Genomic DNA, 24,825 nt, shown 5'->3' with positions numbered 1-24,825 from the left:
GGTTGAAATTGCTGCGCCCGAGACTATAAATCGGTCAATTTGGCACATGCCACGCAGAGAGACGGACATTCCGATGGCGGCGACGCTGCGCAAGTTCTGGGAAGAGGTCGCAAGGCCGCTTTTCCTGCGCCCCAAGCAGGTGCAGTGCGCGGCCCTGTGCCTGCGACCGGAAGGCGGCCGCGAGCATGTCCTGCTGATCACCAGCCGCGACACCGGGCGGTGGATCATCCCCAAGGGCTGGCCGATCGACGGGTTGGACGGGCCCGAAACCGCGCTCCGGGAAGCCTGGGAAGAGGCCGGGGTGCGCGGCGCGGCGCTCGACCGCGGGCCGTTCGGGGCGTTCACCTATGACAAGGTGCTCAAGGACGGGTCGGTTCTCCCGGTCCTGACCAATGTCTATCTCGTCCACGTCCACGAACTGGCCGACGACTATCCGGAGGCGGACGAGCGCGAAAGGGTCTGGGTCTCGCCGGACGAGGCCGCGCGGCGGGTGCGTGAGCCGGAATTGCAGGATCTGCTGCGAAAGCTCTGACCGGCGTCACGAGATCGTTGCGGCGTTCTGCTTGTCTCGGACGGTGCAACGCAGTAGCACGGCGGCTTGAACGCGAACACGGCCCCTGAACCGATGACTGGCACCCCGCCCGAGGCGCGCTGGAAGGCGCTGGATACCGATCTGCACCGCATCACGCGGGTCGAGCGGGCCGGCGTCTTTGTCGCGCGCCCCCTGGTCGGGCTGGGGATCGCGCTGGCCTTCGTGGTGCTGGCGGGGCTGGCTGCGGCGGTGTTCTTCGGTCAGCTGAGCGGCAGCCTGGTCGTGATCGCCGCGGCGGTGTTCGGCGCCTACATGGCCATCAATATCGGCGCCAACGACGTGGCCAACAACATGGGGCCGGCGGTGGGGGCCAACGCGCTGAGGATGGGCGTGGCGATCACCGTGGCCGCCGTGGCCGAAAGCGCCGGGGCGCTGCTGGCCGGGGGCGACGTGGTCGAGACCATTTCGCGGGACATCATCGATCCGGCCTCGGTCCGGGACGGGCAGGTGTTCATCTGGGCGATGCTGGCGGCGCTGATCGCGGCGGCGTTGTGGGTCAATGTCGCGACCTGGATCGGAGCGCCGGTCTCGACCACGCATTCGGTCGTGGGCGGGGTCATGGGGGCGGGCATCGCCGCCGCCGGGCTGGGCGCAGTGAACTGGGCCACGATGGGCGCGATCGCGGCGGGCTGGGTGATCGCACCGGTGTCCGGCGGCGTCATCGCCGCGGCGGTTCTGGCGCTGATCAAGGCCCGGATCCAGTACCGGGACGACAAGATCGCCGCCGCGCGGCGGTGGGTTCCGCTGCTGGTGGCGCTGATGGGGGGCGTCTTTGCCGCCTATCTGGCGGTCAAGGGTCTGAGTCAAGTCGTCACGGTCGCGCCGGGGACGGCGCTGCTGATCGGGCTGGTCTGCGGCGTGGTGCTGTGGGGTCTGACCGTGCCCTGGGTGCGGCGCAGGTCCGAGGGCATGGAGAACCGGACCCGGTCGCTGAAATCGCTGTTCGGGCTGCCGCTGGTCGTGGCCGCCACGCTGCTGAGCTTTGCGCATGGGGCCAACGACGTCGCAAACGCGGTGGGGCCGCTGGCCGGCATCGTGCATGCCGCCGAGTTCGGGAATTTCGCGGCGACAGTGCCGGTGCCGGTCTGGGTCATGGTGATCGGCGCCTTCGGGATCTCCTTTGGCCTGTTCCTGTTCGGCCCCAAGCTGATCCGCATGGTCGGCAGCCAGATCACCAAGCTGAACCCGATGCGGGCCTTCTGCGTGGCGCTGTCGGCGGCGGTCACGGTGCTGATCGCCAGCTGGCTGGGATTGCCGGTGAGTTCGACCCATGTCGCGGTGGGGGGCGTCTTTGGCGTCGGGTTCTACCGGGAATGGCACGGCGAGCGGCGGCGCAGGTCCGGTCAGATGCCTGAAACGCGCCTGGCACGCGAGGAGCGGCAGCGCCGCAAACTGGTGCGCCGCTCGCATTTCATGACCATCGTCGCGGCCTGGCTCATCACGGTTCCGGCGGCGGCGGCCATGTCGGCGGTGTTCTTCCGCCTGCTCTCCGCGCTGGGCTGAGTGCGGCCCCGGTCAGGCGGTGCGGATCCGGTCCGGAGAGAGCCCCGGCGCGCCCGCGCCCGCCTCGGTCGCCCTGCGGATCAGGTGCGCCGTCCGGGCGCAGATCGGCGCCGCGCGCCCGGTGCGTTCGGCCAGGCGCAGGATCTCGCCCTGCAGGCTGTCGATCTCGGTCGGCCGGCCGGCTTCGAGGTCGTAGGCCATCGACGTGCGGGCGCTGGGGTCGATCGTCAGCATCTGCGCCGCGATACGGGTGAACAGCGGCGTCGGCAGGCGCAGGATATGCGGCACCATCCACGCCGGCACCGGAGTCGTCGAGGCGACGGCGATCCCGGCGGCCTTGAGCACGTCCAGCGCCTCGGCCATCTGGTCGGCCATCAGCCGCCGCCACGCGCGGTCCAGCAGCTGTTCGCGCAGCGTCAGGCCGGACAGCGCGTTGAGCGCGTTGTTGAGGTTGATCAGCACCTTGCCCCATTGCACCGCCTCGATCCGGTCGCTTTCCGCGACCGGCAGGTGCGGGACCGAGAGCCGCCGCGCCAGATCGCCCGGACCCGCCGCGATCAGGATGTCGCCCGAGGTGGCGCGGTGCCAGGTCGCCGGGCCGGTCGGGACCACGTTGAAGGGCACCATCCCGGCGCGCACGTCCCGGTCGGCCAGCTCCGACCGCAGGGTTCGCGCATTCTCCATCCCGTTCTGCCACGACAGGACCGGCGCCGTGGCCGGGGCATGTGCCGCGATCAGCCGGGCCATTTCGGCGGTGGCGCCGGATTTCACGGTGACGAGGACGATCTCGGCGGCGGAGAGGCAGGACGGCTCTTCGGACAGGGCGAACCGGTCGGCCGGTATCGTCCGGCGCAGGCCCGAGAAATCCGTGACCGTCAGCCCGTGCCCTGCGATCTGCCCGAGGATGCGGGCGCGGCCCAGCAGGGTCACGTCATGTCCGCCGGCGGCCAGCAGCCCGCCGCAGAAACAGCCGATGCTGCCCGCGCCCGCGATGGTGATCTTCATGATGCGCCTCCCGCTTGGTCCGGCAAGGATGCCGCGGGGCACGCGGGTGGCGCAAGGCGCTTTGTCCCGGCCGGATCGGCGTCAGACCCCGAGGCACCAGCGCATGATCGCCTTCTGCGCGTGCAGGCGGTTTTCGGCCTCGTCGAAGATCACCGAATTGGGGCCGTCCATGACCTCGGAGGTCGCCTCTTCCTCGCGATGCGCCGGCAGGCAGTGCATGAACAGCGCGTCGGGCTTGGCATGGGCCATCAGCTCGGCATTGACCTGGTAGGGGCGCAGCAGGTTGTGGCGGCGCTCCTTGGCCGATTGCGCGTCGTGCATCGACACCCAGGTGTCGGCCACCACCAGATCCGCGCCCTCGACCGCCTTGAACGGGTCGCGCTCGATCACGATCTTCGCGCCCTTGCGGCGGGCATAGCCCATGAACTCGTCCTCCGGGTCGAACTGCTCGGGGCCGGTGAAGGTCAGGTCGAATCCGAACTGGCCCGCGGCGTGCAGGAACGAGGCGCAGACATTGTTGCCGTCGCCGGTCCAGACCACCTTCTTGCCCGCGATCGGGCCGCGGTGTTCCTCGTAGGTCAGCACGTCGGCCATGATCTGGCAGGGGTGGGTGCGGTCGGTCAGACCGTTGATCACCGGCACGTCGGCATATTCGGCCATCTCGGTCAGCACGGTCTCGTCGAAGGTGCGGATCATGATCATGTCCACGTAGCGCGACATCACGCGGGCGGTGTCGGCGATGGTTTCGCCGTGGCCCAGCTGCATGTCGCTGCCGGACAGCACCATGGTCTGCCCGCCCATCTGGCGCACGCCCACGTCGAAGGACACGCGCGTGCGGGTCGAGGGCTTTTCGAAGATCAGCGCCACCATGCGGCCCGCCAGCGGCTGGTCGTCGTCGGGTGCGGCCTTGGGACGGCCGAGCCGGGCCTGTTTCATCGCCCCGGCCTGGTCGATCATGGAGCGCAGCGCGGCGGCGTCGGTTTTGTGGATGTCGAGAAAGTGGTTCATGTCGGATCGCTTTTGGCTGTCGGTGGCCGGGGGCGCCGCCCCCGGACCCCCGGAGTATTTGGGGCAAGATGAAGATCAGGCGGAGGCGAGGCTGGCCTCGACCTGGGCGGCGGCCTTGTCGAGGCGGATCATGGCCTGGGCGATGTCGTCCTCGGTCAGCGTCAGGGGGGGCAGCAGGCGGATGACGTTGTCGGCGGCGGGGACGGTGATCACCAGGTTGTCATAGCCCGCCTGGACCACGTCGGCATTGGCGACCTTGCATTTGACGCCCAGCATCAGGCCGGTGCCGCGCACCTCGTCGAACACCTCGGGGTGGTCGGCGACGAGCCCTTCGAGTTTCTGGCGCAGGAGGCCCGCCTTGCGGTTGACGCCTTCGAGGAAGGCCGGGGTCGCGACCTGGTCGAGCACCGCGCAGCCCACCGCGCAGCCCAGCGGGTTGCCGCCATAGGTGGAGCCGTGGGTGCCCGCGGTCATGCCGCTGGCGGCCTCTTCGGTGGCCAGCACCGCGCCCAGCGGGAAGCCGCCGCCGATGCCCTTGGCCACCATCATGATGTCGGGCGTGACCCCGGCCCATTCATGGGCGAAGAGCCTGCCGGTGCGGCCGACGCCGCATTGCACCTCGTCGAGGATCAGCAGCAGGCCGTTGTCGTCGCAGATCCGGCGCAGGGCCTTCATGTCCGCGTCCGTCACCGGGCGGATGCCGCCCTCGCCCTGGATGGGCTCGATCAGGATCGCGGCGGTCCTGTCGGTCACGGCGTCGGTGACGGCCTGCAGATCGACGAAGGGCACATGCACGAAGCCGGGCAGCAGCGGGGCGAAGCCCCTGGTCATCTTTTCCGATCCGGCCGCGGCGATCCCGGCCGAGGAGCGGCCGTGAAAGGCGCCTTCGAAGGCGATGATTTCGATCCGGTCGGGCTGGCCCTTGTCGTGGAAGTGCTTGCGGGCCATCTTGACCGCGAGTTCACAGGATTCCGTGCCGGAATTGGTGAAAAAGACCGTGTCGGCAAAGGTGTGTTCCACCAGGCGGTCGGCCAGGGCCTGCTGCTGCGGGATCTGGTAGAGGTTCGAGACATGCCAGAGCGCATGCGCCTGTTCGGTCAGCGCGTTGACCAGCGCCGGATGGGCGTGGCCGAGCGCATTCACGGCGATGCCCGCGCCCAGATCGAGGAAACGTCGGCCGTCCGCCTCGGTCAGCCAGGCGCCTTCGCCCTTGACGAAGCTGAGCGGCGCGCGGTTGTAGGTCGGCAGAACGGACGGGATCATCGGATCATCCTTTTCGGTTGGTTGAGCCCAGACGAGCGATACACAGGACGGGGTGCTACAGTGGGCCGGGGTCGTCAACGGTTTTTGCGTGAGTGTGCGCGTATTCGAACGAAGCGCAAGGATCAAACGGGCCGGTTACGCGGTGATGCGTCGGCGTCGGAACGGAGCGATATGCGCGGGTTTGATCATCCCGGCATCCATAGCGCCCGGACAGGCGCCTGAAAACCCTCAAAATGCCGCGGCTCGTTTCTGCCGCCGGCGCCATGGAGGTTCCCATGCCATGCCGCGCCCTTTCCCCGCCCCTTCATCTTGCCCGAAATACTCCGGGGGAGTCGCCGTCAGGCGACGGGGGCAGCGCCCCCGTTTCCGCCGGGGGCCGCGCGTTTGCCGCTTGCCATTTCATCCCGACTGCCGCACGGCTTGTCGCATGTTTACGCCCAAGGCCCAGAACCCTGCCCTGGCGGCGGGGCTGATCGTTGCCGCCACCGCCTTCATCGCGGCCACCACCCTGCTGGCCAAGGCGCTGGGCACCGACGCCCTGGGGCCGGCGCTGCATCCGATGCAGATCAGCCACGGGCGGTTCCTGTTCGCCTGGGTGGTGATCGTCACGGCGGTCGCAGCCCTGCGACCGCCGCTGCAGCGGCCGCATTGGGGGCTGCATGTCGGGCGGACCAGCTTCGGCTGGGCGGGGGTGACGCTGATGTTCGCCTCGGTCGCCTTCATCCCGCTGGCCGACGCGACGGCAATTTCCTTTCTCAACCCCGTCTTCGCGATGGTGTTCGCGATCCCGCTGCTGGGCGAGCGAATCGGGCCGTGGCGCTGGCTGGCGGCGGCCATCGCCCTGACCGGGGCGCTGGTTCTGCTGCGGCCGACCCCGGCAAGCTTTCAGCCCGCCGCGCTGCTAGCGCTGGCCGCGGCGGTGGTGATCGGCATGGAACTCATCTTCATCAAGAAGCTGTCGGGGCGGGAGATCCCGATCCAGATCCTGCTGGTGAACAATTCGATGGGGCTGGTGATCGCGACGGTCGCGGTTCTGGCGGTCTGGCAGGCGCCGACGCCGGAGCAATGGGCAGCGCTGGCGGGCATCGGTCTGGCGATGGCCTGCGCGCAGATCTGTTTCGTCAACGGCATGGCGCGGGCCGATGCCTCGTTCGTGGCGCCGATCAGCTATGCGACGCTGATCTTCGCGGCGCTCTATGACCTGGCGATTTTCGACGTGGTCCCGGACGCGGTCAGCGTGACCGGCGCGGCCATCATCCTAGGCGGCGGCCTGCTGCTGGCCTGGCGCGAGGCAGGCGGCGCGCGGCCCCCGTCGAAACATCCGGACGGGATCGCAGAAAAAACGCCCGACTAGGGCCTGCCAGCGACGCCGATGTCGCATTCGCCCATGAACCGGCGGGGCAGACCGGCAATCTGACCGAAATTGGTTTGTTGAGTTTGCCGCATGCACGAGCGCCGCATCCCCGAATGGGTTCGCCACGCCCCTGCCCCCTCGATCCGCCAGTTCGGGATCCTCGCCGGGCTCGAAGCGGTGGTGCGCGGCATTCTGATCTCGGTCTTTCCGCTGATCATGTACCGGGCGCTGGAGGATGCGGCGCGGGTGTCGTTCGTGTATTTCCTGATCGGCCTCGTGTCGCTGTTCGCCGGGCTGATGGTGCCCTTTGCCGTGCGCTTCGTGCCGCGCCGCTGGGCCTACACGGCCGGATGCCTGCTCTACGTGGCCGGCGCGGCGCTGGCGATGCAGGGCAGCGCCGCGGCGGTGGTGGCGTCGCTGGCCTGCAACACGGTGGCGGCGGTGATCACCTTCATCTGCTTCAACGCCTATGTGCTGGACTATATCGACCGGATCGAGCTGGGCCGGTGCGAGACCAGCCGGATGTTCTACAGCGCGCTGGGATGGACCGTGGGACCGGTGGCCGGTGTGCTGCTGATGGAATACTGGCACCCGGCCCCCTTCGCCATCAGCGCCGTCGCGGCGCTGGTCATGCTGGCGGTCTTCTGGGCGATGCGGATGGGCAACGGCAAGCTCATCACCCGGGCGCGCGGCCCGATGAAGAATCCCCTCGCCTTCCTGCCGCGGTTTTTCGCGCAGCCGCGCCTGGTGGCGGGGTACCTGTTCGCGGTGATCCGGTCCTGCGGATGGTGGATCTATGTGGTCTATCTGCCGATCTTCGCGATTCAGAGCGGTCTGGGCGAACAGCTGGGCGGCATCCTGCTGTCCTTCACCAACGCGATGCTCTTCGCGGCGCCGCTGATCCTGCGCTGGATGCAGGGGCGGTCGCTGCGCGCGGCGGTGCGCACGGGGTTTGCCGCCTGCGGCGGCTGCTTCCTGGCCGCCGGCGTGCTGGCGGGCTGGCCGGTCGCGTCGGTGGCGGCGCTGGTGCTCGGGTCGCTCTGGCTGATCGTTCTGGACATCTGCGCGGGGCTGCCGTTTCTGATGGCGGTCAAGCCGTCGGAGCGCACCGAGATGTCGGCGATCTATTCGAGCTTTCGGGATGTGTCGGGCATCCTGACGCCCGGCCTGGCCTCGCTGGTGCTGCTGGCCGCGCCGGTGGCGGGCGTGTTCGCCGCCGGGGGTCTGGCGCTGTTCGGGGCCTGGACGGTCGCGGCGCGGCTGCACCCGCGCCTGGGACGCCCGCGCGGGCCGGTCGGCCCACGGCACCTGCGGGGCGCGGATGCCGCCTAGGACTTGAGCCGGTACCCGGTGCGCAGCATCTGCCAGGTCACCGCGCAAACCGCGAGCGTCGCCGCCGCGCAGATCGCCAGCCCCAGCGCCGGAGAGCTGTCGGACACGCCGATCATGCCATAGCGCAGCCCGTCGATCAGATAGAAGACGGGATTGGCATGGGACAGGCGGTTCAGGGCGGGCGGCAGCGCCTCGACCGAGTAGAAGGTGCCGGACAGGAAGGCCAGCGGGGTCACGATGAAATTGGTGATCGCCGCCATCTGGTCGAACTTGTTGGCGTAGATGCCGGCCAGGAGGCCCATCGCCCCCATGAAGGCCCCGCCCAGCAGCACGAAGAGCAGCGCCGTGACCGGGTGCGCCGGCGTCAGGCCGAGCCCCAGCGCCAGCGCGATCCCGACCGCCAGCGCGATCATCAGGCCGCGCGCCACCCCGCCGGCCAGATAGCCCAGCAGGATCTCGAGCGCCGAGAGCGGCGGCATCAGCGTATCGACGATGTTGCCCTGCACCTTGGAAATCACCATCGAGGACGAGGTGTTGGCAAAGGCATTCTGGATCACCGTCATCATCATGATGCCGGGCGCGAGGAAGGTCAGGAACGGCACCCCCATCACGTCCGGACGCCCCGGACCGATGGCGATGTTGAAGATCAGCAGGAACAGGCCCGCCGTGACCAGCGGCGCCAGCAGGGTCTGGGTCCAGACCGCCAGAAACCGCAGCACCTCGCGCTGGGCCAGCGTGTAGAGACCCATCCAGTTGACGGCGCCGAACCGATCCTGACTCTGATCGCTGATACCACGCATGTTTGCCCCCTCGGCCGATTCGAAGATGCCTTGTAACTCGGACCGCAGTGATTAGAATAGGGCGCTGATACGAATTCCGAAGGCGGCCGCAGAATGGGGGCCGCTTTCCCGCTTTTGAAAGGCTAGCCATGTCCTGGACTGACGAGCGTGTCGAATTGCTCAAGAAAATGTGGGGCGAGGGCCAGTCGGCCAGCCAGATCGCCAAGGAGCTGGGGGGTGTGACCCGCAATGCGGTGATCGGCAAGGTGCATCGCCTTGGCCTGTCCAACCGCAATGCCGGCGCTGCGGCGGCCAAGCCCGAGACCAAGGAAAAGCCGGCCCCGGCGCCCAAGGCCGAGGCCAAGCCCAAGCCCGCGCCCAAGACCGAACCGGCCCGCCCGGCCGCGGCCCCGACGGCCGAGGCCAAGCCGGCCGCACCGGTGCGCCGCCAGATCATCCCGGCCGGCCAGCCGCTGCCGCCGCAGCCTTCGGCCAACGAGATCAGCCCCGAGGCGCTGGCCAAGGTCAACGAGATCGAGAAGAAGGCCAAGAAGCTGTCGCTGATGGAACTGACCGAGCGCACCTGCAAGTGGCCGGTGGGCGACCCGGCGACCGAGGATTTCTGGTTCTGCGGCCTGCCGGTGGAGCCGGGCAAGCCCTATTGCGAGGCGCATGTGGGCGTCGCGTTCCAGCCGATGAGCGCGCGGCGCGACCGGCGGCGCTGAGCCGGAGCGGTGCGCCAGGATCCGACCGCGCTGGAGGACACCTGGCTGGCCCGGGCAAAACGCCTGCTGGCACTGGCCGATACCGGCCGGCACTATGCCGGCGATCCGTATGACCGCGCGCGGTACGACGAAATCTCCCAGATCGCCCGCGAGATGCTGGCCGATCTGGGACGGGTGCCGGTGTCGCGGATCGACGGGCTGGTCTCCGAACATGCCGCAGGCTATGCGACGCCGAGCCTCGACGTGCGCGGGGCGGTGATCCGCGGGGACCGGATTCTGCTGGTGCGCGAACGGACCGATGCGAAATGGGCGCTGCCGGGCGGGTTTGCCGACATCGGCCTGTCGCCTTCGGAAAACGCCGAGAACGAGATCCGGGAAGAAGCCGGCCTGAAGGTGCGGGCGCGGCACCTTTATGCGCTGCGTCACAAGGCCCGGCACCCCTACCCCGCGGATGCGCGGGATTTCTACAAGCTGTTCTTCCTGTGCGACGAGGACGGGCGCGACACGCCCCGACCGGGACCGGAGACCACCGAGGCCGGGTTCTTTTCGCTGGAGACCCTGCCGGACCTGTCCCTGGGGCGGGTGCTGCGCGCCGATATCGAGGCGGCATTCGAGGCCGCGTCAAGTGGCCGGACCGTGTTCGACTGACGGGCCGCGCCGGTCTTTCGACACAGGGCATCCGCGTACAACTCAGGCTGGCAATCCATGGGCCGGACCGTACCGCCGGAAGAGCGACCATGCACCGGCGTGGCACAATCCCGCGCACCTTCGGGCATTGTCCCCAATGATGGCGAAAATGTGGCAGAAAATTTGACAGGGCGCCGCCGATCCAGAAAGACTTAAAGTGTCAACAAGTTAACGAGTGTTTTGTTATGAGTCCGATTGAGAAGGTAAGAGCCCGTGCGGAGGCTCTGGAGCGGCTGGGCGTTCCCCAGCACGCAGGTCCGGGTGAAATCCGGGAAGCCTGGCGGCGGGTCGTTTTCGAATCCCATCCCGATCACGCAGGCGGCACCGATGCGGAGTTCGCCCGCGCCAAGGCCGCCTATGACCTGCTGCGCGAGGACGGGCTGGCCGGGTCGGCCCCGATCAAGCCGGCGCCGTCGCGGCTGGTCCCGCGCCGCCCCAAGGTGGCAACCCGGATCTCGCATCTGACTCGGGAGCAGAAATCGGATTGCCGGGCCGCGCTGGAGCTGGCCGGCACGCTCCGCGACGCGAACGAGCCGATGATCACCATCGGATTGTCGGACACCCAGTCCGCGCCGCTCCTGTCGCCGGAAGTGCTGGTCGATCACATTCCGCAGGCGATCAAATGCCAGGGGCGGAGCCTGACCTTCTACGTGCCTGCGCAGATCGAATCTGGGCTGAACCGGGTCGCGCTGCCGGCGTCGCCGCTGGATTGCGCACGCCAGCCGCAGCCGACGGTCCTGCGGGTTCAGTCCGCGATGTCGGGCACCGCCGAAATCGTGCTGCCCGACGAGATCCGGGCCTGGGCCTGCCCGGGGGCCAGGCGCGCGGTGATCCGGTTCATCGGCCAGCACGGCAGCCGGCTGGCGCTGGAAGATCTGCACTGACCGCCACCCGGATGCGGGCAGGCCGCGAAACGGAAAACCCGGGCAATAGTGCCCGGGCAGATACTCGTTACCAGGATTACTCGTTCAATTCTTGACCGGCGCCGCCGAGGTGAAGTTCGGGATCACGTTGGTCGAGGCGGCATCGGATTCGATCCCCGGCCAGTTGCCCTGGGCGAGGTTGATGTTGCCGGGAATGTCCTCTTCCCAGAAGCCCACCACGTTTTGGGTGATGTTGAGATAGAGCTTGTCATCGACGATGCGCCACAGGTTCGGGTTGCCGGGAACCTTGCCGCCCTTCGAGACGCCAAAGGCGCAATGCCCGTCATATTGCGGCGCATAGAATTCGGGATTCGCCAGGAACTTGTCGCGGTTCTCTTCGGTCGCGAAGGCCCAGGTCGCGCCGTTGTATTCGGCGGTGATGTCGGCCTTGCCCTTGACGCCTTCCGGCTGCGCCTCGCCCACCGCGGCCTGCGGCAGGTCGCGATAGGCGACCACGTCATAGCCCGAAACCGCAAAGCCGGTTCCGTCGATATATTGGGGGCCCGCATAGGCCGGAATGGCAAAGGCCGCGGCAGCGGCGAAGGCCAGAACAAATCGTTTCATCGCGAGGTTCCTTTTTCGGTTCGACTCATCAGGCGGAACCGGCGGGCGCCGGTCTGGAGATACATTAGGCATTTCGCGCGGGCGGCGAAGGGGGCCTCGCGCCTCTGTGACGGGCCACGAATTTTCGTGAACCAGAACCGGACAATGTTACAGATCCATTATCCGCCGGCGGGGTTGGACTCCGGCCCCGGCCATATTAGCTGTTGGCAGGACGGGCCACCGGCCCCTTCGCACGAGAAAGGCGCAGCATGAGCGATCAATCCACCTATACCCCGCCCGAGGTCTGGACCTGGGACAAGGAAAGCGGCGGTCAGTTCGCCAGCATCAACCGGCCCATCGCCGGGCCGACCCACGACAAGGAACTGCCCGTTGGCAAGCATCCGCTGCAGCTCTATTCGCTGGCCACCCCCAATGGCGTGAAGGTGACGGTCATGCTGGAGGAGTTGCTGGCGCTGGGGCACGCGGGGGCGGAATACGATGCCTGGCTGATCAATATCGGCGAGGGCGATCAGTTCGGCTCGGGGTTCGTCGAGATCAACCCGAATTCCAAGATCCCGGCGCTGCTGGACCGGTCGGGGGACGAACCGGTGCGGGTCTTTGAAAGCGCCTCGATCCTGTTCCACCTGGCCGAGAAGTTCGGCGCGTTCCTGCCCGCCTCGGGTCCGGCGCGGACCGAGGTGATGAACTGGGTGTTCTGGCAGATGGGCAGCGCGCCCTATCTGGGCGGCGGGTTCGGGCATTTCTACGCCTATGCGCCGGAGAAATGGGAATATCCGATCAACCGCTTCGCGATGGAGACCAAGCGGCAGCTGGACGTTCTGGACCGGGAACTGGCGGACAAGACCCATATCGCGGGAGAGGAATACTCGATCGCGGACATGGCGATCTGGCCCTGGTATGGGCAACTGGTTCTGGGGCGGCTCTATAGCGCCGGGGAGTTCCTGGACGTGACCAGCTACAAGAACGTGCTGCGCTGGGCCGAGATGATCGACGCCCGCCCGGCGGTGAGCCGTGGCCGCATGGTCAACCGCACGTTCGGCGAGCCGCAGTTCCAGCTGCGCGAACGGCATGACGCGTCGGATTTCGAGACCCGGACGCAGGACAAGCTGGAACCGGCCGCCGAATAGGGCCGGGTTTCGGTTATCTGAGAATCGGCGGTTTGTCGGGGTCGCGGCCCGGCGCCACGGGTGCCGGGCGTCGGGGCTCGGGCTGCGGCAGATCGAACTGCAGGCCGGTGCGCGCGAGTGTTTCGACCACCGGATCCTCGGGATCGAAGAACCCCACATCCATCGCCCCCGCCTCGACCCCCGAAAAGGTCAGCGCCTCGGACGCGGCCTTGGCCAGCGCGCTTTCGGCGCCGGTGATCGCGCCGACGAAGGCCAGCATGTGCCCGCGCCCGCCGCCTTCCTGAACGGTGCCCACCAGAAAGGCGGCCCGGGCCAGCCCGGCGGCGGTGGCCAGTTTGGTGTCGAGCGCGGCGATCAGCCGGTCGGGTAGACCCGCGGGCGCGGTAAGCTCGGTAAGTTTCGCCTGCACCTCGTCCGGTTCGTGGCGGAGCGTGTCGCCCAGCCAGGCCAGCGCCTCGGCCGGGATCAGGATCGACGACGGGGCCACGTCGAGATTCAGCCCCAGCCCGACGCCCTGCCCGCCCAGCATCGCCGCCAGCGCCCGGCCCGACAGGGCGGCATAGGGGGCGGGACGGTCGGCGAAGCGGGCCAGACGCTCCTCGCGGTCGAAGGCCAGCACGAAACGGCCGTCGGCCACGTCGAACAGCTCGGGCGAGAGGGTGTCGCCCCGCGCCTCTTCGGTCAGCAGCAGAAACAGCTCGGCATCGGCCAGACGCTCGTAGAACCGGAGCCGGGCGGCATCGTCCTCGGGCGCGGCCTGCATGGCGGCATGGGCCGTGTCGAGTGGCGTCGTTTCAGTCATTCAGAACCTCCTGCACCCGCGCGCGCAGGACCGGCAGCAACTCGGCCTCGAACCACGGGTTCTTCTTCAGCCAAGCCGTATTGCGCCAGGACGGATGAGGCAAGGCGAAGACCCGCGGCGCATGGTCCCGCCAGTTGCGCACGGTCTCGGTGACGGGGGTTCGGGCGTTCAGGTGATAGCGGTGCGCGTGCCCGCCCACGAGGACGGTCAGCGGCACCGCGCCCAGTTCGGCCATCACCCGGTCATGCCAGGTGCGGCGGCAGATCGGCGGCGGCGGCAGGTCGGCCTTGCGGGCGTCGTAGCCGGGAAAGCAGAAGGCCATCGGCACCACCGCCACGCGCGACAGGTCGTAGAACACCTTGGCGCCGATCCCCAGCCAGTCGCGCAGCCGGTCGCCGGAGGGGTCGGTGAAGGGCCGGCCCGACGCGTGCACCCGCGCGCCCGGCGCCTGACCCGCGATCAGGATCCGCGCGCCGGGGCGGAACCAGACCACCGGCCGCGGCCGATGCGCGGTGGCGGTGGCGGCGAACCGGTCGGCGCAGAGCCGGCAGCTTTTGATTTCCGCGGCGACGGACGTGTTCATGTCATCCCCTCAGGATCGATCCGGCTTGCGCCGGGGCGCTCCGCAATGCTAGCGGCAAGGTTCCGACTGTCCAGAAACGAAGGCTGGAAGCCGCGCAAACCGTTAACGATTTGGAAACAAAATCCCGCCCGAAGCGCCGGCCCGATAGCGGCCGGCCCGAGTCCCTGCGCCCACAGGTGCAAAGGAAACGCCCGGCCCGCATTGAAGATTTGTTTCACATTTCGACATAATGTGGCCAAGATCGAACGGTAACCGGCACCTTGTCCCAGAAAAACGATAACGACCGGTGTCCGGCAGCCGAAACCGCGACGTGGCAGCAGACCTGAGATGCTAGAATTCGAGAATGTCAGCAAGTCCTTCTGGACCGGCACCCAGCGCAAGGTGATCCTGGACCGGGTTTCGTTCCGGGTGGAGTTGGGCAAGTCGATGGGCATTCTGGCCCCGAACGGCACCGGCAAGACGACGCTGATCAACATGATGGCGGGTCTGGAGAAACCGGACGAGGGCGTGATCCGCCGCGACTGCAACATCTCGTTCCCGCTGGGCTTCATGGGTGGGGTGATCGGCCGGATCTCGGCGATGGAGAACGCCCGCTACATCGCCAAGATCTATGGCATGGACCCGGATTACGTCGAAGCCTACTGCCGCTGGCTCTGCGATCTGGGCGAGTATTTCGATCAGCCGCTGGGCACCTACTCGTCGGGGATGCGCGCCCGGTTCACATTCGCGTTGATGCTGGCGCTGGATTTCGACATGTACCTGATCGACGAGGGCATGCCCGCGACCACCGATGTGGAGTTCAACAAGAAGGCCGGCGCGATCCTGCAGGAGCGGCTGCGCACCACGACGATCGTGATCGTGTCGCACAGCCCGACGGTGCTGGAGAAATTCGCCCGGCAGGCGGCGGTCCTGATGGATGGGCAGCTCTACCATTTCGACTCCTTGGAAGAGGCAAAGCAGCTTTATGACTACCAGACCCAAGGCTAGAAAATACCGCATCCGCCGTGAGCCGGACCCCGCCGCGCCCGACGCGGGCGGGCACAGCGCGGATGCCGGCAAGCCCGATCCGGCCGAGCGCATCCGCCGCGCCATGGGGCAGCGCGACCCGGACACCCCGGCCGGCGCCGAGATCGAGGCGATCAAGCACGAGGGTCTGACCGGCCGCCAGCTGCGCATGGCGCGGAGACTGGCGCAGAAGCACAACCTGCCGGCCACCTCGGACTATGACGCGGTGCGGCTGCTGCGCCAGAAGGGGATCGACCCCACCCACCGCTCGAACGTGCTGGACCTGGTGGTGCCGAACAAGCCCCAGGACCAGGACGCGCCCCGCGACCGGGTGCAGTTGCCGCAGACCGTGGACACGCCGCGAAAATCCCTGCCGTCGATCGAGTTGAGCCCGTCGCAGCGGCGCGAAATGGAAATCGGCCGCATCCAGCGCGACATCGCCCGCAGGCGGCGGCGCAAGCTGTTCGGGCTGCTGGCGCGGCTGGCGGTGTTCGTTCTGCTGCCGACGGCGCTGGTGGGCGTCTATTTCTATCGCTACGCCACACCGATGTATTCCACCAAGTCGGAATTCGTGATCCTGCAGGCCGATGGCGCGCTGAGCAGCGTCGGCGGCCTGTTCGCGGGCACCCAATTCGCGACCAGCCAGGATTCGATCTCGGTCCAGTCCTTCCTGGAATCCAAGGAGGCGATGCTGCTGCTGGACCGCGACGCCGGGTTCAAGGCGGAATTCCAGCAACCCTGGATCGACCGGATTCAGCGGCTGGCCCCGGAGGCCAGCAACGAAGAAGCCTACAAGACCTACAAGCACATGGTGAAGCTGGGATACGACCCGACCGAGGGCGTGATCCGGATGGAGGTGATCGCCCCCGACCCGCTGGTGGCGACAGCGTTTTCCGAAAAGCTGATCTCTTATGCCGAGGACCGGGTGAACGACCTGTCGGAGAAGAAGCGCGAGGACCAGATGCGGGACGCGCGCGAAAGTTTCGAACTGGCCCAGCAGGAACGGCGCAAGGCGCAGGAGGCGCTGGTGCAGCTGCAGCAGCAGGGCGCGATCCTGGACCCCGAGGGCGTGATCGCCAGCCTGCGCGGACGGATCGACCAGGTCGAGGTGCAACTGCAGGAAAAGGAACTGCAGCTGGCCGCGCTGCTGGACAACGCGCGCCCGAACCAGGCCAAGGTCGAGGGGGTGGCAGGCGACATCGAACGGCTCAAGGCGGTGCTGGCCGGGCTCAATGCCGAGATGGTCGACGCCTCGGCCGGCGAGAATTCGCTGGCCCAGCTCAACGTGCGGATCCAGATGGCGCAGGCGGATCTGGTTTCGCGCGACATGATGCTGCAGACCGCGCTGCAGCAGATGGAAACCACGCGGGTCGAGGCCAACCGCCAGGTGCGGTACCTGACCGTCTTCGTGAACCCCGTGCCGAGCCAGGAGCCGAGCTATCCCCGCAAGTTCGAAAATACGATTTTGGCATTCCTGCTTTTTGCTGGTATCTACCTCATGATCTCGCTCACCGCGTCGATCCTTCGTGAACAGGTATCCTCGTAAGACTCATGAAACATGTGAAAATCGCCGATCTGACGGTCGGCAATGACCTCCCGCTCACCCTGATCGCGGGCCCCTGCCAGCTTGAATCGGCCGATCATGCGCAGATGATCGCCGGAACCATGAAGGACGCCTGCGACGCGGCCGGCGCGCAATACGTGTTCAAGGCATCCTATGACAAGGCCAACCGCACCTCGCTGAGCGGCAAGCGCGGCATGGGCATCGAGGCCGGGCTGAAGGTTCTCGACGACATCCGCAGGACGATGGGCATCCCGGTGCTGACCGATGTGCATACCGAGGCACAATGCGCGCAGGCGGCCGAGGCGGTAGACGTGCTGCAGATCCCGGCCTTCCTGTGCCGTCAGACCGACATGCTGCTGGCCGCCGGGGCGACGGGCAAGGCGGTCAACGTCAAGAAGGGGCAGTTCCTGGCCCCCTGGGAAATGCCCAATATCGTCGAAAAGATCGAAAGCACCGGCAACGAGAACATCCTGCTGACCGAGCGCGGCACCTCGTTCGGCTACAACACGCTGGTGGCCGACATGCGGTCGCTGCCGCAGATGGCGCAGACGGGATATCCCGTGGTGATGGACGCCACCCATTCGGTGCAGCAGCCGGGCGGGCGTGGCGGCTCGTCGGGCGGCCAGCGGGAGTTCGCTCCGGTCATGGCGCGTGCGGCGGTGGCGCTGGGGGTGGGCGCGGTGTTCATCGAGACCCATCAGGATCCCGACAACGCGCCTTCGGACGGGCCGAACATGATCCCGCTGGACCAGATGCCCCGGCTGATCGACACATTGATGCGCTTCGATGCGCTGGCCAAGGCGAATCCCATTCAGATTTAACCATTGAGACCTGTTATGACCAAACCGATCCCCGACGTGACCCCGAACACCTGGAGCTTTCTGCGCGATCCGATGATCAAGCCGACCGGCTTTCGCGAATACGACGCGCGCTGGAAATACCCCGAAGAGATCAACCTGCCGGGCATGACCGCCCTTGGCCTCGGACTCGGCACCCAGATGCAGCGGCGCGGGATCGCGCCGGTGATCGCGGTCGGCAACGACTATCGCGACTATTCGCTGGCGATCAAGAACGCGCTGGTCCTCGGGCTGATGCAGGCGGGCATCCAGGTCAGGGACATCGGCCCGGCGCTGAGTCCGATGGCCTATTTCGCGCAGTTCCATCTGGACGTGCCGGCGGTGGCGATGGTGACGGCCAGCCACAACCCCAATGGCTGGACCGGGGTCAAGATGGGCTTCGACCGCCCGCTGACCCACGGGCCGGATGAGATGGCCGAACTGCGCGACATCGTGCTGAACGGCGATTTCGAGACCCGGCCCGGCGGGTCCTATGAATTCGTCGAGGGCGTCAAGGAAGCCTATATCGACGATCTGGTGGGCGATTTCCGCATGTCGCGGCCGCTCAAGGTGGTCTGCGCCACGGGCAACGGAACCGCCTCGGCCTTCGCGCCGGAAATCTTCGAGCGCATCGGGGTCGAGGTGGTGCCCAGCCACACCCGGCTGGACTATACCTTCCCCCACTACAACCCCAATCCCGAGGCCATGGAGATGCTGCACGACATGGCCGCCACGGTGAAGGCGACCGGCGCCGACCTGGCGCTGGGCTTCGACGGCGACGGCGACCGCTGCGGCGTGGTCGATGACGAGGGCGAGGAGATCTTCGCCGACAAGGTGGGGGTGATCCTGGCCCGCGACCTGTCCCGGCTGCACCCCAACGCGACCTTCGTCGCGGATGTGAAATCCACCGGCCTCTTCGCGGCCGATCCGGAGCTGCAGAGAAACGGCGTGACGGCGGATTACTGGAAGACCGGCCACAGCCACATGAAGCGGCGCGTCAAGGAAATCGGCGCGCTGGCCGGGTTCGAGAAATCCGGCCACTACTTCCTGGCCGAGCCGATCGGGCGCGGCTATGACTGCGGGATGCGCGTGGCCGTCGAGATCTGCAAGCTGATGGACCGCAACCCGGACAAGAGCATGTCGGACCTGCGCAAGGCCCTGCCGAAAACCTGGTCGACCCCCACCATGTCGCCCTTTGCCGCCGATACCGAGAAATACGACATCCTCAAGCGTCTGGTGGACCGGCTGGTCGCCAAGCACGACGCCGGCGAACCGCTCGCCGGCCGGCCGATCAAGGAGGTCGTGACGGTGAACGGCGCGCGCGTGATCCTGGACAATGGCAGCTGGGGGCTGGTGCGGGCCTCGTCCAACACCCCCAACCTCGTGGTCGTCTGCGAAAGCAGCGAAAGCGAAGAGGAGATGCGCGCGATCTTTGCCGATATCGACGCGGTGATCCGTACCGAACCCGGCGTCGGAGACTACGACCAGACCATCTGAGAGCGGGAATTTGCCGGGCCTTTTGCGAGGCTCCGCCTCGCGCTCCGGGGTATTTTCGACCAGAAAGAAGCCGGATCGCGGCGCTGCTTCTTTCTGGTCCGAAATACCCCGGGGTGAATTGCCCGAAGGGCAAGAGGGGCAGCGCCCCTAATCCGCACCGAGCAGTTTCAGCAGACCTTTCCTGGCTTCGTCTTCCAGCCGGTCCTTGATCAGTTCCTCGATATCCTGATCCTCGGTCACCGGGGTGTCGAGCTCTTCGCTCAGTTTCCGGCGCAGCTTGTCTTTCGCCTGCGCCTCGATCTCGTCGATCTTCTTGTCCGTGGCGGCCTCGATCATCTGGCTCAGGTCGGGTCGGATCCGGGGGTCCGCCCAGGGGCCGACGATCCGAACGGGCACGGCCAGACCCTGGCCGGAATTGGCCCGCAGGGCGACCGGCGTGAACAGATAGTCGATGTCGCGGTTGCCCAGACCGATGCGCCCGTCGCCATCCGCGCGGAAATTGTCGAGCTGCATCAGCAGGTCGCGGTTGAAGAGATCGCCATCTGTGATCTCGAAACTTGCGGTCAGGCTGTTGAAGACGGTGGTCCCTCCGGTGCCGGTGCCGGTCTCCATCAGGCGGTCCAGGTCGAGGCCCGAGATCACGCCGCGCCCCATTTCGACACGCCCCGCCCCGCGGAGCGACCGCATGATCTGAGCCTCGGTCTGGCCGACGCCGAGGAATTCCAGTTCCCCGGCCGCCTCGCCCGACAGCCGTTCGATGTCGGCCAGGGCGGACAGGGCCTGTTCCACGTCGATGCCATCGGCGCGAATCCTGCCGCCGACCGACAGTCCGTTGCGGTTGTTGGCCACCAGTTCCCCGGTCAGGCGGCCTGAAAACAGCGTGACCGGGTTCATGTTCAGCACCGCGCGCGCCCGGTCGAGCGTGAGCGTCAGGCCGCTGGGGCCGAGGGTCAGGCCGGGCGTCGAAATCGACTCGGCGTCGAGGCGTATCGATCCGTTTGCAAGCGCCAGGGCCGAGGCATCGATGGGCGCGTCGGACCAGCCGGACGGTGCTTCCGGGCTTGTCAGTCCGGACCCGGCCGCGCCGGGCTGCGTGCCGGCCCCTGTTCCGGTCAGATCCAGATGGCCAGCGGTCAGCCGGGCGGTGACCTGGGGCGGATCGGAGATCATGATGTCGGCCTCGCCCGCGAGTCGATTGTGATCGAGCGCCGCGTCGAGGTCGCGCAGCGACAGGCGGCCGTTCCGGGTATAGGTCGCCTGAGCCCTGACATCGGCGGTCTGCCCCAGGCCGGGCGCAAGGGACAGGCCGGGTTGCCCCAATGCCGCCAGCATCCGGGCGGTGTCGGTCGTCCTGAAGCGGGCCGCGCCCGCGGCTTCCCCCGCGATATTGGCCGCGCCCGAAAAGGTGAGGTCTCCGCCCGGCGCGGTCAGGGTCATGTCCAGACCGGTATCCGCGCCCGAGGCGAAGGCGGGCAGGTCGGGAAGCGTCAGCGCGACGGCGATCTCGCCCTGTCGCGCCTGGACCTCCAGCGGGTCGGAGGGGGACGGCCACCGCGCCGACAGATCCACATGCGCAAGGTCGAACCGCGTCGTGCCCTCCTCGACATAGATCAGCCGCGCATTGGTGAGTTGCAGCTTGTCGAGCGTCACCTCCTGCTGCCGGCCCGCACCGTCCGAAGCCGCGGATGCGGGCGCGGACGCGGCGGCGGGCGGCGGTCCGAATTCCCAATTGCCGCGCCCGTCGGCGATTTCGAGGCGCAGGACCGGATCCTGCGCCACGATCTCGCGGATCCGGACCTGCCCCGACAGCAGCGGGGCGGCCTCGACGCCCACTGCCAGCGCGGCGGCGGACAGCATGGGGTCGGGTCCGGCCCAGGCGGCGTTGCCGAATGTCACGGGGCCGGTTTCGAACCCCAGAACCGGCCAGAGGGACAGGCGGACATCCCCCTCCAGCGTCAGCGTGCGCCCGGTCTGCGCGCGCACCTGATCGGCCAGGATCCGGCCCAGCTTGTCCCCCGGCATCAGCAGCAGCGCGCCGGCCACCAGGACCACCACCGCGATCAGGATGAACACGATCCGAATCAACCAGACCATTCCGCTGCTCCCTTTGTGTTCTGGTTCAGAACGGCATATGGCAACTGAGCCCTGCGCCGACAACATTTGCAAGGGGAAGCGTTCCCCACTATATGCGCGCGCATGAGCACGAACCCGCCAAACCTCCGCCCCGACCTGGCGCCCGCCGCCCGCATCGCCGACGCGCCCCGCGCGGGCCAGCCGACCATCGGCATGGTATCGCTGGGCTGCCCCAAGGCGCTGGTGGACAGCGAGCGCATCCTGACGCGGCTGCGCGCCGAAGGCTATGGCATCTCGCCCGACTATGCCGGGGCGGATGCGGTGATCGTGAACACCTGCGGGTTTCTCGACAGCGCCAAGGCCGAAAGCCTCGAGGCGATCGGCGAGGCGCTGGTGGAGAACGGCAAGGTGATCGTGACCGGCTGCCTGGGGGCCGAGCCGGATTACATCCGCGAGCACCATCCGCGCATTCTGGCCGTGACCGGCCCGCATCAGTACGAACAGGTGCTGGATGCGGTCCATGCCGCCGTGCCGCCCGACCCGAACCCCTTCGTCGATCTGCTGCCGGCCTCGGGGGTCAAGCTGACCCCGCGCCATTACAGCTATCTAAAGATTTCCGAAGGCTGCAATCACAAGTGCCGGTTCTGCATCATCCCCGACATGCGGGGACGTCTGGCCAGCCGCCCCGCCCATGCGGTGCTGCGCGAGGCTGAAAAGCTGGTGGAAAACGGCGTGCGCGAATTGCTGGTCATCTCGCAGGACACTTCGGCCTATGGGTTGGACCGCAAACATGACGAGAACCCGTGGAAGGACCGCGCGGTGCGCAGCCACATCACCGATCTGGCGCGCGAGCTGGGGCAGCTGGGGGCCTGGGTGCGGCTGCATTACGTCTATCCCTACCCGCATGTGCGCGATCTGATCCCGCTGATGGCGGAGGCGGGGTCGGGCGTGCTGCCCTATCTGGACATTCCGTTCCAGCACGCGCATCCGGACGTGCTGAAACGCATGGCGCGGCCGGCGGCGGCGGCGAAGACGCTGGACGAGATCGCCGCCTGGCGCGACATCTGCCCCGACATCACCCTGCGCTCGACCTTCATCGTCGGCTATCCGGGCGAGACCGAGGCCGAGTTCCAGACCCTGCTCGACTGGATGGACGAGGCGCAGCTGGATCGCGTCGGCTGCTTTCAGTACGAAAACGTGGACGGCGCGCGGTCGAACGCCCTGCCCGACCATGTGCCGGACGAGGTCAAGCAGGACCGGTGGGAGCGGTTCATGCAGAAGGCGCAGGCGATCTCGGAGGCGAAACTGGCGGCCAAGGTGGGCCGGACCATCGAAGTGATCGTCGACGAGGTGGACGCCGAGGCCGCCACCTGCCGCACCAAGGCCGACGCCCCCGAGATCGACGGGAACCTGTTCATCGACGAGGGCTTCGAGGGGTTGAAGCCGGGGGATGTCGTGGCGGTCGAGGTGGACGAGGCCGGGGAATATGATTTGTGGGGGCGGCTCAACACGCAATAGTTGAGTTTCCCTCGGTCATGTGCTTGATTTGCTGAAGGTTTCCCTTCAGTTTGAGACCATCAGTATGGCGACAAAGAAATTGAAAGTCTGGGTAACGCCGTTTCTGGCCGATCCCGCCAATGTAATATCAATAGGATACTCTGTTGATGGAAATTTGGACGACAGACTAAGCTTGTCAAGAAAGGCTAAATCGTCTCACGAAGCGGTTTGCCCGAATGAGGTGCCGAAGTACTTGTACTTCGATTTGCGGAACCTTGCAGAATCAAAAAAAGGCAATCTGCCGGATCTGTTTAGAATCGAGGACGGCCTTCCGATAATTTCGGAGAAACTGCACAAGCTGCTTCAGGATTTTGATCTTGGGACAACTCAGTTTTTCGAGGTACCGCTTTTTGAATTTGATGAAAAAACAAAAAGACCCGATGTTCTCTATCTCATGAACATCACGGAAAAGAAACCCGCGTTTGTTCCAGAGGAATCCGAAGGGTTTAGAAAGAAAATTCCAACAGCCAGCTCGTGGACCTCATACACTTTGAGTGACAAGTCAGCTGTTCGACAGAAAATTGCTGAAGTTGGTGTCGATCTTTGGGTTGATCCCTCAGTGCACCAAAGAGTTTATTTGTCAGATCGATTGGCTCAAGCGATCAAGCAGGCTGGAATAAAAGTTCGGTCGTTTCGGCTGCGACCGTGCAAGATTGTTCCCTAGGAAACTCGTCCTGGGTTTCACATCCATCAAGTCACCGACTTCGTGCACGCCTCTGACCGATCACACCAACCCCACCAGCACCACCACCCACGCCACCCCCGCCGCAACCGCGGTCAGGGCCACCGCGGCGCTGGCGGCGTCCTTGGCCTGGCCGGCGAGTTCGTGGTGGTCGGTCGAGGTGTGGTCCACCGCCCGCTCGATGGCGGTGTTGACCAGTTCGGCCACCAGCACCAGCAGCCCCAGGGCCAGGATCAGGGCGCGTTCGCCGGGGCTGAGCGGCAGTCCCAGCGCCAGCGCGGCCGAGACCAGATTGGCCCAGACCCAGGCGCGAAAGGAATACTCGCTGCGCCAGGTGGCGATCAGGCCCGACCAGCTCCACCGGGTCCGGTCCTTGAGATGTAACAGAAATCGCCGCATCGTCCCTCCGCGCGGCCACTCTGGCGCGGGACGGGGCGGGATGCAACGGGGGCCGCGCGCCCTGCCCGACCCGCGCGGGGGTTGCCATCCGGGGCGCGGCATGCCGAAGCTGCGGGCATGGTGATCAGGCTGCTTTCCCTCTGCGCCCTGGCGCTTGTGCTGACCGGACCCGAGGCCGCGGCGCAGGTGGACGAGGTTTTCGTTCCGGATTTCGATGCGCTGTGCCGGGCGGGCGAGCGACTGGCCGAAGGCTGCGACGCGATCCGCGCCCGCGATATCGTGGATGCGCGGGCCCATCCCTGGCGCGCCATCGGGCGGGTCAATTTCGCCAGCACCCAGCTGCGCAGCCACTGCACCGGCACGCTGGTGGCCGACCGGATCGTGCTGACCGCGGCGCATTGCCTGTACAACCGCGCGCGCAGGGCATGGATCCCGCCCGAGAGCCTGCGGTTCGTGGCCGGGTATCAGCGCGGCTCCGGGTTGGCGGTGTCCGGGGTCGAGCGGTATGTGCTGGCCGCGGAGGTCGAGGCCGGGCGGCCTGCCTATGACCTCGCCCCTGCCGACGACTGGGCGCTGCTGGTGCTGACGCAGCCCCTCGGCGCGCGGCTGGGGGTTCTGGGCGTGTCGGCGCAGGTGCCGGATGCGGCCGGTCCCGCCGGGTTTGCGCTGGCCGGCTATCCCGGTCTGCGCCCGCATGTCCTGTCGCTTGACCGCGGCTGCGGTGCGCCGGCGCGGAACAGGGCACAAACGCTGGTCCTGCAGCGATGTGCGGCCATGTCCGGGGATTCCGGCGCGCCTTTGCTGGCAGAGGTCGGGGACCGTTGGGCGGTGATCGGGGTTCTGTCCGGCGTCGCCGCCACAGGGGCCGGCGTGACCAGCATCGGGGTGCCGGCCGCGGCCTTTGCGGAGGCTCTGCGCCGGGAAACGGCCGAGTGACACCTTCCCGAAACGCGGGTTTCGGGAAG

General features: G+C 67.1%; 24 protein-coding genes. 15 read left to right on the top strand and 9 right to left on the bottom strand.

The window, feature by feature from the left end:
• Nucleotides 1-46 precede the first annotated feature (46 nt).
• Both AC2FNJ_RS03180 and AC2FNJ_RS03175 read left to right on the top strand, forming a co-directional pair.
• Nucleotides 47-532 carry an NUDIX hydrolase gene (locus AC2FNJ_RS03180; protein WP_496762367.1) on the top strand — a complete coding sequence of 162 codons (486 nt, stop codon included), beginning with the start codon at nucleotides 47-49 and terminating at the stop codon, nucleotides 530-532.
• A gap of 93 nt (nucleotides 533-625) precedes the next feature.
• Nucleotides 626-2,095, top strand: coding sequence for an inorganic phosphate transporter (locus AC2FNJ_RS03175; protein ID WP_496762365.1), 1,470 nt, complete (start codon nucleotides 626-628; stop codon nucleotides 2,093-2,095).
• A gap of 12 nt (nucleotides 2,096-2,107) precedes the next feature.
• Here AC2FNJ_RS03175 and AC2FNJ_RS03170 read toward each other — a convergent pair whose 3' ends face one another.
• The 3 genes from AC2FNJ_RS03170 to AC2FNJ_RS03160 form a co-directional block, all read right to left on the bottom strand.
• On the bottom strand, nucleotides 2,108-3,100 hold the full coding sequence (locus tag AC2FNJ_RS03170) for a 2-dehydropantoate 2-reductase (RefSeq protein WP_496762364.1): 993 nt from the start codon (nucleotides 3,098-3,100) through the stop codon (nucleotides 2,108-2,110).
• Nucleotides 3,101-3,181: 81 nt separating this feature from the next.
• Nucleotides 3,182-4,108, bottom strand: a complete 927-nt coding sequence (gene argF, locus AC2FNJ_RS03165; protein ID WP_496762362.1) for an ornithine carbamoyltransferase — start codon at nucleotides 4,106-4,108, stop codon at nucleotides 3,182-3,184.
• Between the two features lie 75 nt (nucleotides 4,109-4,183).
• Nucleotides 4,184-5,371 carry an aspartate aminotransferase family protein gene (locus AC2FNJ_RS03160; protein ID WP_496762360.1) on the bottom strand — a complete coding sequence of 396 codons (1,188 nt, stop codon included), beginning with the start codon at nucleotides 5,369-5,371 and terminating at the stop codon, nucleotides 4,184-4,186.
• A gap of 427 nt (nucleotides 5,372-5,798) precedes the next feature.
• Between AC2FNJ_RS03160 and AC2FNJ_RS03155 the strand changes: the two genes are divergently transcribed.
• Entirely contained in the window at nucleotides 5,799-6,725 is a 927-nt protein-coding gene (locus tag AC2FNJ_RS03155) for a DMT family transporter (RefSeq protein ID WP_496762358.1), read from the top strand.
• A gap of 90 nt (nucleotides 6,726-6,815) precedes the next feature.
• A complete protein-coding gene (locus AC2FNJ_RS03150) occupies nucleotides 6,816-8,057 on the top strand; it encodes an MFS transporter (RefSeq protein WP_496762356.1) in 1,242 nt (413 codons plus the stop codon).
• Here AC2FNJ_RS03150 and AC2FNJ_RS03145 read toward each other — a convergent pair.
• A complete protein-coding gene (locus AC2FNJ_RS03145; protein ID WP_496762354.1) occupies nucleotides 8,054-8,857 on the bottom strand; it encodes an ABC transporter permease in 804 nt (267 codons plus the stop codon). The two genes, AC2FNJ_RS03150 and AC2FNJ_RS03145, sit on opposite strands and share 4 nt — an antisense overlap.
• 128 nt (nucleotides 8,858-8,985) lie before the next feature.
• On the opposite strand from AC2FNJ_RS03145, the gene AC2FNJ_RS03140 reads away from it, so the two are divergent.
• From AC2FNJ_RS03140 to AC2FNJ_RS03130, 3 genes are all read left to right on the top strand, one after another.
• The gene (locus AC2FNJ_RS03140; RefSeq protein WP_496762353.1) at nucleotides 8,986-9,561 is read left to right on the top strand and encodes a GcrA family cell cycle regulator; all 576 of its coding nucleotides are present in this window, start codon (nucleotides 8,986-8,988) and stop codon (nucleotides 9,559-9,561) included.
• A 9-nt stretch (nucleotides 9,562-9,570) separates the two neighbouring features.
• Nucleotides 9,571-10,209 (top strand): NUDIX hydrolase, encoded by a 639-nt coding sequence (locus AC2FNJ_RS03135; RefSeq protein WP_496762352.1) that lies wholly within the window; start codon nucleotides 9,571-9,573, stop codon nucleotides 10,207-10,209.
• 224 nt (nucleotides 10,210-10,433) lie between these two features.
• Complete coding sequence (locus AC2FNJ_RS03130) at nucleotides 10,434-11,132, top strand: J domain-containing protein (protein ID WP_496762350.1); 699 nt, start codon at nucleotides 10,434-10,436, stop codon at nucleotides 11,130-11,132.
• 84 nt (nucleotides 11,133-11,216) lie between these two features.
• On the opposite strand, the gene AC2FNJ_RS03125 is transcribed toward AC2FNJ_RS03130, so the two are convergent.
• Nucleotides 11,217-11,735 (bottom strand): YHS domain-containing (seleno)protein, encoded by a 519-nt coding sequence (locus AC2FNJ_RS03125; protein ID WP_496762349.1) that lies wholly within the window; start codon nucleotides 11,733-11,735, stop codon nucleotides 11,217-11,219.
• Nucleotides 11,736-11,983: 248 nt separating this feature from the next.
• On the opposite strand from AC2FNJ_RS03125, the gene yghU reads away from it, so the two are divergent.
• Nucleotides 11,984-12,862, top strand: a complete 879-nt coding sequence (gene yghU, locus AC2FNJ_RS03120) for a glutathione-dependent disulfide-bond oxidoreductase (protein WP_496762348.1) — start codon at nucleotides 11,984-11,986, stop codon at nucleotides 12,860-12,862.
• A 13-nt stretch (nucleotides 12,863-12,875) separates the two neighbouring features.
• Here yghU and AC2FNJ_RS03115 read toward each other — a convergent pair whose 3' ends face one another.
• Together AC2FNJ_RS03115 and AC2FNJ_RS03110 are read right to left on the bottom strand one after the other, a co-directional pair.
• Nucleotides 12,876-13,664: an SseB family protein gene (locus AC2FNJ_RS03115; protein ID WP_496762346.1), complete on the bottom strand. Its 789-nt coding sequence runs from the start codon at nucleotides 13,662-13,664 to the stop codon at nucleotides 12,876-12,878.
• Nucleotides 13,657-14,247 carry a uracil-DNA glycosylase family protein gene (locus AC2FNJ_RS03110; protein WP_496762344.1) on the bottom strand — a complete coding sequence of 197 codons (591 nt, stop codon included), beginning with the start codon at nucleotides 14,245-14,247 and terminating at the stop codon, nucleotides 13,657-13,659. Before AC2FNJ_RS03110 ends, AC2FNJ_RS03115 begins: the two co-directional genes overlap by 8 nt.
• Nucleotides 14,248-14,574: 327 nt before the next feature.
• Here AC2FNJ_RS03110 and AC2FNJ_RS03105 point away from each other — a divergent pair, with 327 nt between their 5' ends.
• The 4 genes from AC2FNJ_RS03105 to AC2FNJ_RS03090 are packed head-to-tail and all read left to right on the top strand — an operon-like array spanning nucleotide 14,575 to nucleotide 19,149.
• On the top strand, nucleotides 14,575-15,234 hold the full coding sequence (locus tag AC2FNJ_RS03105) for an ABC transporter ATP-binding protein (protein WP_496762343.1): 660 nt from the start codon (nucleotides 14,575-14,577) through the stop codon (nucleotides 15,232-15,234).
• Nucleotides 15,212-16,798: a KpsE/RkpR family capsule polysaccharide export protein gene (locus AC2FNJ_RS03100; RefSeq protein ID WP_496762341.1), complete on the top strand. Its 1,587-nt coding sequence runs from the start codon at nucleotides 15,212-15,214 to the stop codon at nucleotides 16,796-16,798. Before AC2FNJ_RS03105 ends, AC2FNJ_RS03100 begins: the two co-directional genes overlap by 23 nt.
• Before the next feature lie 5 nt (nucleotides 16,799-16,803).
• On the top strand, nucleotides 16,804-17,637 hold the full coding sequence (gene kdsA / locus AC2FNJ_RS03095) for a 3-deoxy-8-phosphooctulonate synthase (RefSeq protein WP_496762340.1): 834 nt from the start codon (nucleotides 16,804-16,806) through the stop codon (nucleotides 17,635-17,637).
• A gap of 15 nt (nucleotides 17,638-17,652) precedes the next feature.
• Nucleotides 17,653-19,149 (top strand): phosphomannomutase/phosphoglucomutase, encoded by a 1,497-nt coding sequence (locus tag AC2FNJ_RS03090; RefSeq protein WP_496762339.1) that lies wholly within the window; start codon nucleotides 17,653-17,655, stop codon nucleotides 19,147-19,149.
• A gap of 147 nt (nucleotides 19,150-19,296) precedes the next feature.
• On the opposite strand, the gene AC2FNJ_RS03085 is transcribed toward AC2FNJ_RS03090, so the two are convergent.
• Entirely contained in the window at nucleotides 19,297-21,243 is a 1,947-nt protein-coding gene (locus AC2FNJ_RS03085) for an AsmA family protein (protein ID WP_496762337.1), read from the bottom strand.
• 102 nt (nucleotides 21,244-21,345) lie between these two features.
• Here AC2FNJ_RS03085 and rimO point away from each other — a divergent pair, with 102 nt between their 5' ends.
• Nucleotides 21,346-22,740, top strand: a complete 1,395-nt coding sequence (rimO, locus tag AC2FNJ_RS03080) for a 30S ribosomal protein S12 methylthiotransferase RimO (RefSeq protein WP_496762336.1) — start codon at nucleotides 21,346-21,348, stop codon at nucleotides 22,738-22,740.
• A 64-nt stretch (nucleotides 22,741-22,804) separates the two neighbouring features.
• A complete protein-coding gene (locus AC2FNJ_RS03075) occupies nucleotides 22,805-23,443 on the top strand; it encodes an imm11 family protein (protein WP_496762335.1) in 639 nt (212 codons plus the stop codon).
• A gap of 60 nt (nucleotides 23,444-23,503) precedes the next feature.
• On the opposite strand, the gene AC2FNJ_RS03070 is transcribed toward AC2FNJ_RS03075, so the two are convergent.
• On the bottom strand, nucleotides 23,504-23,860 hold the full coding sequence (locus AC2FNJ_RS03070) for a diacylglycerol kinase (protein WP_496762334.1): 357 nt from the start codon (nucleotides 23,858-23,860) through the stop codon (nucleotides 23,504-23,506).
• Between the two features lie 117 nt (nucleotides 23,861-23,977).
• On the opposite strand from AC2FNJ_RS03070, the gene AC2FNJ_RS03065 reads away from it, so the two are divergent.
• Nucleotides 23,978-24,796 carry a trypsin-like serine peptidase gene (locus AC2FNJ_RS03065; RefSeq protein WP_496762332.1) on the top strand — a complete coding sequence of 273 codons (819 nt, stop codon included), beginning with the start codon at nucleotides 23,978-23,980 and terminating at the stop codon, nucleotides 24,794-24,796.
• Nucleotides 24,797-24,825 lie beyond the last annotated feature (29 nt).

The organism is Ruegeria sp. BHSB196 (genome assembly GCF_059613135.1).
Note: the sequence above shows the minus strand (reverse complement) of the source record. Positions and strands in the feature narration are given on the sequence as shown.

What these genes read in the sequence shown, in the direction of transcription:
- AC2FNJ_RS03125 (WP_496762349.1), bottom strand. Translation starts at nt 11,735, where the DNA reads ATGAAACGATTTGTTCTGGCCTTCGCCGCTGCCGCGGCCTTTGCCATT.
- AC2FNJ_RS03070 (WP_496762334.1), bottom strand. Translation starts at nt 23,860, where the DNA reads ATGCGGCGATTTCTGTTACATCTCAAGGACCGGACCCGGTGGAGCTGG.
- AC2FNJ_RS03130 (WP_496762350.1), top strand. Translation starts at nt 10,434, where the DNA reads ATGAGTCCGATTGAGAAGGTAAGAGCCCGTGCGGAGGCTCTGGAGCGG.
- AC2FNJ_RS03065 (WP_496762332.1), top strand. Translation starts at nt 23,978, where the DNA reads ATGGTGATCAGGCTGCTTTCCCTCTGCGCCCTGGCGCTTGTGCTGACC.
- AC2FNJ_RS03175 (WP_496762365.1), top strand. Translation starts at nt 626, where the DNA reads ATGACTGGCACCCCGCCCGAGGCGCGCTGGAAGGCGCTGGATACCGAT.
- AC2FNJ_RS03150 (WP_496762356.1), top strand. Translation starts at nt 6,816, where the DNA reads ATGCACGAGCGCCGCATCCCCGAATGGGTTCGCCACGCCCCTGCCCCC.
- AC2FNJ_RS03160 (WP_496762360.1), bottom strand. Translation starts at nt 5,371, where the DNA reads ATGATCCCGTCCGTTCTGCCGACCTACAACCGCGCGCCGCTCAGCTTC.
- AC2FNJ_RS03145 (WP_496762354.1), bottom strand. Translation starts at nt 8,857, where the DNA reads ATGCGTGGTATCAGCGATCAGAGTCAGGATCGGTTCGGCGCCGTCAAC.
- AC2FNJ_RS03170 (WP_496762364.1), bottom strand. Translation starts at nt 3,100, where the DNA reads ATGAAGATCACCATCGCGGGCGCGGGCAGCATCGGCTGTTTCTGCGGC.
- argF (WP_496762362.1), bottom strand. Translation starts at nt 4,108, where the DNA reads ATGAACCACTTTCTCGACATCCACAAAACCGACGCCGCCGCGCTGCGC.
- AC2FNJ_RS03180 (WP_496762367.1), top strand. Translation starts at nt 47, where the DNA reads ATGCCACGCAGAGAGACGGACATTCCGATGGCGGCGACGCTGCGCAAG.
- rimO (WP_496762336.1), top strand. Translation starts at nt 21,346, where the DNA reads ATGAGCACGAACCCGCCAAACCTCCGCCCCGACCTGGCGCCCGCCGCC.
- AC2FNJ_RS03115 (WP_496762346.1), bottom strand. Translation starts at nt 13,664, where the DNA reads ATGACTGAAACGACGCCACTCGACACGGCCCATGCCGCCATGCAGGCC.
- AC2FNJ_RS03140 (WP_496762353.1), top strand. Translation starts at nt 8,986, where the DNA reads ATGTCCTGGACTGACGAGCGTGTCGAATTGCTCAAGAAAATGTGGGGC.
- AC2FNJ_RS03155 (WP_496762358.1), top strand. Translation starts at nt 5,799, where the DNA reads ATGTTTACGCCCAAGGCCCAGAACCCTGCCCTGGCGGCGGGGCTGATC.
- AC2FNJ_RS03085 (WP_496762337.1), bottom strand. Translation starts at nt 21,243, where the DNA reads ATGGTCTGGTTGATTCGGATCGTGTTCATCCTGATCGCGGTGGTGGTC.
- yghU (WP_496762348.1), top strand. Translation starts at nt 11,984, where the DNA reads ATGAGCGATCAATCCACCTATACCCCGCCCGAGGTCTGGACCTGGGAC.
- AC2FNJ_RS03105 (WP_496762343.1), top strand. Translation starts at nt 14,575, where the DNA reads ATGCTAGAATTCGAGAATGTCAGCAAGTCCTTCTGGACCGGCACCCAG.
- AC2FNJ_RS03110 (WP_496762344.1), bottom strand. Translation starts at nt 14,247, where the DNA reads ATGAACACGTCCGTCGCCGCGGAAATCAAAAGCTGCCGGCTCTGCGCC.
- AC2FNJ_RS03100 (WP_496762341.1), top strand. Translation starts at nt 15,212, where the DNA reads ATGACTACCAGACCCAAGGCTAGAAAATACCGCATCCGCCGTGAGCCG.
- AC2FNJ_RS03090 (WP_496762339.1), top strand. Translation starts at nt 17,653, where the DNA reads ATGACCAAACCGATCCCCGACGTGACCCCGAACACCTGGAGCTTTCTG.
- AC2FNJ_RS03075 (WP_496762335.1), top strand. Translation starts at nt 22,805, where the DNA reads ATGGCGACAAAGAAATTGAAAGTCTGGGTAACGCCGTTTCTGGCCGAT.
- kdsA (WP_496762340.1), top strand. Translation starts at nt 16,804, where the DNA reads ATGAAACATGTGAAAATCGCCGATCTGACGGTCGGCAATGACCTCCCG.